Source organism: Microcoleus sp. Pol12B4 (assembly GCF_036701385.1).
Taxonomy (GTDB): Bacteria; Cyanobacteriota; Cyanobacteriia; order Cyanobacteriales; family Microcoleaceae; genus Microcoleus.
Window position 1 is genome coordinate 1 of record NZ_JAUBQR010000346.1, and the last position, 4,156, is coordinate 4,156.

Here is a 4,156-nt window from a genome sequence, read left to right on the forward strand (position 1 = left end):
TATTTGTCGATATTGAAAGGCGATTGGACGCTGAGAATTGAGCAGGCTGTGAACGTGCCGCTGACGATGGGCGGGCGAGCACCGTTTATGATTGCTAATGCTTTAGCAGCTTGTTTGGCGGCTTTTGCCCAAGGATTGAAAATAGAAGATATTCGCGCTGCTTTGTCAAGCTTCCAAGCATCCGTCGGTCAAACTCCCGGAAGGATGAATTTGTTTAATTTGGGCAGCTATCACGCTTTACTCGACTACGCCCACAACCCCCACAGCTACAAAGCTTTGGGCAGTTTCGTGCTGAATTGGCCGGGACTGCGGATCGGGGTAGTCGGCGCGCCCGGAGACCGGCGAGATGAAGATTTTGTCACGCTGGGCAAACTTTCGGCCGAGATGTTCGATCGTATTATTGTCAAAGAAGATATTGACAGGCGCGGGCGAGAACCCGGTGTTGTGGCAAAGTTAATTTGCCAGGGAATTGCCGAGGCGATTTCTGCCGGAACCGCAAAGAAATCTCAAGTTGAATACGAGTTGATTCTCGACGAAACAACGGCCGTTAACAAGGCTTTAGATGAGGCGCCAGCCGGCAGTTTGGTAGTGATTTTACCTGAAAGTGTCAACAAAGCTTTGAGTTTAATTGAAGCCCGGAAACCGATTAAGGAATCTGTGGAAGTTCAAAATGGTTTAGATCGATCAAAGTCACAGGAAAGTTTAAAACCGACTGTGGTGAATCAAGGCTAAACTCTTAAGTCTCATTTAATTAATAGGTTGGGTTGAACTTTTAGGACACCCAACCTTTTTGTTGTGAAATTGATTGAGTCTACCAACGTAGTCTTGGAACGCGAACATCCCGCTCGCACTGCTGTATAATTCTGTAGCAATTAGCAAAATTCAGTTTATCTCGAAATTTGTGATGGAGGCTGACTTTGTGGAGATTGAACTTTTGGATCTAGCTGAGTTTGAAACCATGCACCTAAAAAAGCACCAATCACCAAGGAGATTGACCAAGACGCGAATGATACGGTTCGCCTTATGGTTTTACCCTTTTCATTTTGTGTATTCAACTCTTTTCTAAGAGTTTCTTCCATCTCCATTTTAAATGCAGAGAATACCTGTTGATTTGTTTGAGCAAGAACAGCATATCTTTCTGCTATTAGTTTTTTCTGATCGATCTCCTTTCCTAAAAAATCAAGTTGGTTAGCTTGCCTTTCAAGATCACCCTGCAAGCTTGAAATTATTTTGCTAGCTTCCGTGATGTGCATCCTAGCTAAAGTTATACGTTCTTCCGCTTCAGCCTCATTTTCCGCTGTGGGAAAGAGGTCAGCAAAATACTGGCCTACTACATGGTTACTAATATTTTTAATTTGCTTTTCTGTAAGTAATTTACCCGTAATGAGCTTAATAACTTCAGAACCAACGATATTAATGAGTTGATGTAACATCTGACATTAACCAAATGAATAATACTGACAGGCAATCTCTAAACTACTGTCCCCACCCCAAATAGCGGTACAAAACTTAGTTGATCCGCAATCGTCAGCTTTTCAGCTCACTGAATAAATCATTCGCTTGTCGGCTGCAACGATAGTTAGATATGTAGCATCTACCGGGTTGTAGCACATAGTACAAGTGTACTGGCACTATCAATCTAACCTGAAGTTAAGCAAATGCGAATATTTTACCACGGTAGACCAGAGATATTCAAACAGTCCGGCGCAATAACAAGTTGGGATGTTTGTCTGGTGTAAGAAGACCACTTCTGCGGCGGTAGTGAAATCCTTAAGTTTGTCAATTCAATAGTTCGGACAGTTTTTTAACGGCCCTGTAAGCCGATCGCGAGGAAGCCCTGCCATTTTTAACGCATTTTTTGAAACTTAACACTCTTACTCAAACGAAAGAAAAATAGTCCACCATATAGCTAGTCGGGGTTCCGGACACTCGATCAAATCTACAACTGTCCTAAGTATTCTCAATTAAGCTTGACTATAATTTACTTTACCTTTTAACTACGGTCCACTGAGTCACAGGTGCAAGCGGTTTCCAACCCTGAAAAGAACCGATCGCCCCTACTCGCTGAATCCCAATTCTAATTAGTTCCCCGCCATAACGATCGTGCCATTGCAAAACTTTAAACTCGCTCTCAACTGTCACCGCATTAACAACTAATCGGCCGCCTTCACCTAAAGCATTCCAGCAAGTTTCCAGCACAGATTCTGCGGTGACACCGCCACCGATGAAAATAGCATTCGGTTGAGGCAAATTTGTCAGGGCTTCCGGCGCTTCTCCCGCGATAATTTGGAGTTCGGGAACGCCGAAAGTCGAGGCATTTTCAGCGATGTATTGCAATCGAGTCGGATCGCGTTCGATCGCGATCGCCCTGCACAGAGGATGACTCCGCATCCATTCGATCGCGATCGAGCCGCAGCCCGCCCCCACATCCCAAAGCAACTCTCCGGGAATCGGAGCTAACGTTGACAGAGTAACGGCTCTAACCTCTCGCTTGGTAAGTTGTCCGTCGTGGCGATAAGCAGCATCCGGCAAACCCGAGGTACGGGGGACAATCACAGTTTCGCGATCGGCTGCAACTGCGATCGCGATCGTGTTCAAATCCGCCAAATCCGATTCATTCCAGGCTGCTGCTACCCCCTGGATCCGCCGTTCCGATTCCGATCCCATCCGCTCGAACACGGTCATCAAACTGCTGCCAAACCCCCGCTGTGTTAACATTGCCGCCATAAGACCAGGGGTGTGCCTGTCAGCACTCAACACCAGCAGGCGCGCGCCGGGGGACAAAGCAAGGGCGATCGATGCGATCGGGCGATTTGTCAAACTGAAAGTCTCAACTTGCGCCAGCGGCCAACCCAAACGGGCGCAAGCAAGGCTAAAAGCCGATACAGCCGGAATCACAGTCATTTCCGAAATGGGAATATGGCGGGACAGTGTTACCCCAATTCCGTGACACATCGGATCGCCGCTTGCTAGCACGCACACAGACTGTCCCCGGCGACGGAGGATGTCGTCAACAGTTGCTTGCAAAGGCGATGTCCAAACCAATTTTTCGCGGGTGTCGTCGGTTGGTAGCATTGCTAGGTGACGGGCGCCACCAACAACGATTTGAGATCGAGAGAGGAGGGTAGAGGCGATTGGGCCGAGTCCCGAAAGTCCATCTTCGCCAATCCCCACCACCGAAAGCCATTTGTGCATTGCGCCCTTACTGCTAATTACTACTTATTGATTCTAAAGAATAATATCGGATTTCCATTCATAATTCTTTCTTCTACTTGTTTCATTCCGAGTCTTTCTGCGACTTTTTGCGACTCAATGTTTGGGCGGTCCCAACTTGCGACAAGATAGTTAAAGCCAAGTTCATCAAAACAATACTCTATTATTTTGGTTGCAGCTTCAGTAGCGTAGCCTTTTTTAGTTGCTGTTGGCAGCAATGCGTAAACTAACTGGGGCTGTTCTTCTTCAAAAAAATACCACAAACCAACAAATCCAATAGTTTCTCTATCGCTCTTAGTTTCGATAAACCACATACCGAATTGCTTTTGGGCAAACAGCTTTTTGTTTTCGGCAAGCATTTCTTCAACCTTTTGTAGCGACCAGATTTCGCCGTCGCACAGATATCTCCTCACATAGGCATCGATAAAAATTCTATGAAGCGTGTTGAGGTCGCTCTCCACAATCGGTTTCAAAACTAATCTCTCTGTTTCAAATATCACGGGGATTATTTATGTTGGATTAAAGGGCGATCGCACCTATCAATATTAGTCCAGGACGCACGGGTGGTCAGAAACCGGGTTTTTTATGAAAAGAGGGGTTGCAGCCCGTAGATTCGGTAAAAAAGTTGGTTTCTTTGATAGGAGTGGAATCGCGAACTGTTTATTTTTGTAGTTGCGGTGTCTTCGCCGACGGGTCCATGCGTCCATGACTGTCTGAAAAATATTTTTCCCCAAACAAAAAGCGCCCCTATTTCTAGGAGCGCTTTTTGTTTATCTAAAGCTAAAAATTAGCCATTGATAGAAGGAGCAACCAAAGCTACGGGAGTTGTTTCACCAGCAGCCAAGTCAAGCGGGAAGTTGTGAGCGTTGCGCTCGTGCATGACTTCCATACCCAAGTTAGCGCGGTTGATCACATCAGCCCAAGTATTGATGACACGACCTTG

The 4,156-nt window shown here is 46.2% G+C and carries 4 protein-coding genes and 1 pseudogene; 1 reads left to right on the forward strand and 4 read right to left on the reverse strand.

Features of this window, described 5'->3' with window-relative positions:
• The coding region (locus QUA38_RS27760; protein WP_333167576.1) for a glutamate ligase domain-containing protein at positions 1-732 on the forward strand (732 nt) is incomplete at its 5' end.
• Positions 733-887: 155 nt separating this feature from the next.
• Here the strand turns inward: QUA38_RS27760 and QUA38_RS27765 are convergent.
• The 4 genes and pseudogenes from QUA38_RS27765 to QUA38_RS27780 form a co-directional block, all read right to left on the reverse strand.
• Entirely contained in the window at positions 888-1,433 is a 546-nt protein-coding gene (locus QUA38_RS27765) for a hypothetical protein (protein WP_333167578.1), read from the reverse strand.
• 553 nt (positions 1,434-1,986) lie between these two features.
• Complete coding sequence (gene cbiE, locus QUA38_RS27770) at positions 1,987-3,195, reverse strand: precorrin-6y C5,15-methyltransferase (decarboxylating) subunit CbiE (protein ID WP_333167580.1); 1,209 nt, start codon at positions 3,193-3,195, stop codon at positions 1,987-1,989.
• Between the two features lie 20 nt (positions 3,196-3,215).
• Positions 3,216-3,713, reverse strand: a complete 498-nt coding sequence (locus QUA38_RS27775) for a GNAT family N-acetyltransferase (protein WP_333167582.1) — start codon at positions 3,711-3,713, stop codon at positions 3,216-3,218.
• 287 nt (positions 3,714-4,000) lie between these two features.
• Positions 4,001-4,156 (reverse strand): annotated as a pseudogene (locus QUA38_RS27780) (photosystem II q(b) protein); the annotation flags it as partial.

Excerpts from the sequence above, each read along its gene's own strand:
- QUA38_RS27765 (WP_333167578.1), bottom strand. The coding sequence starts at position 1,433 with ATGTTACATCAACTCATTAATATCGTTGGTTCTGAAGTTATTAAGCTC.
- cbiE (WP_333167580.1), bottom strand. The coding sequence starts at position 3,195 with ATGCACAAATGGCTTTCGGTGGTGGGGATTGGCGAAGATGGACTTTCG.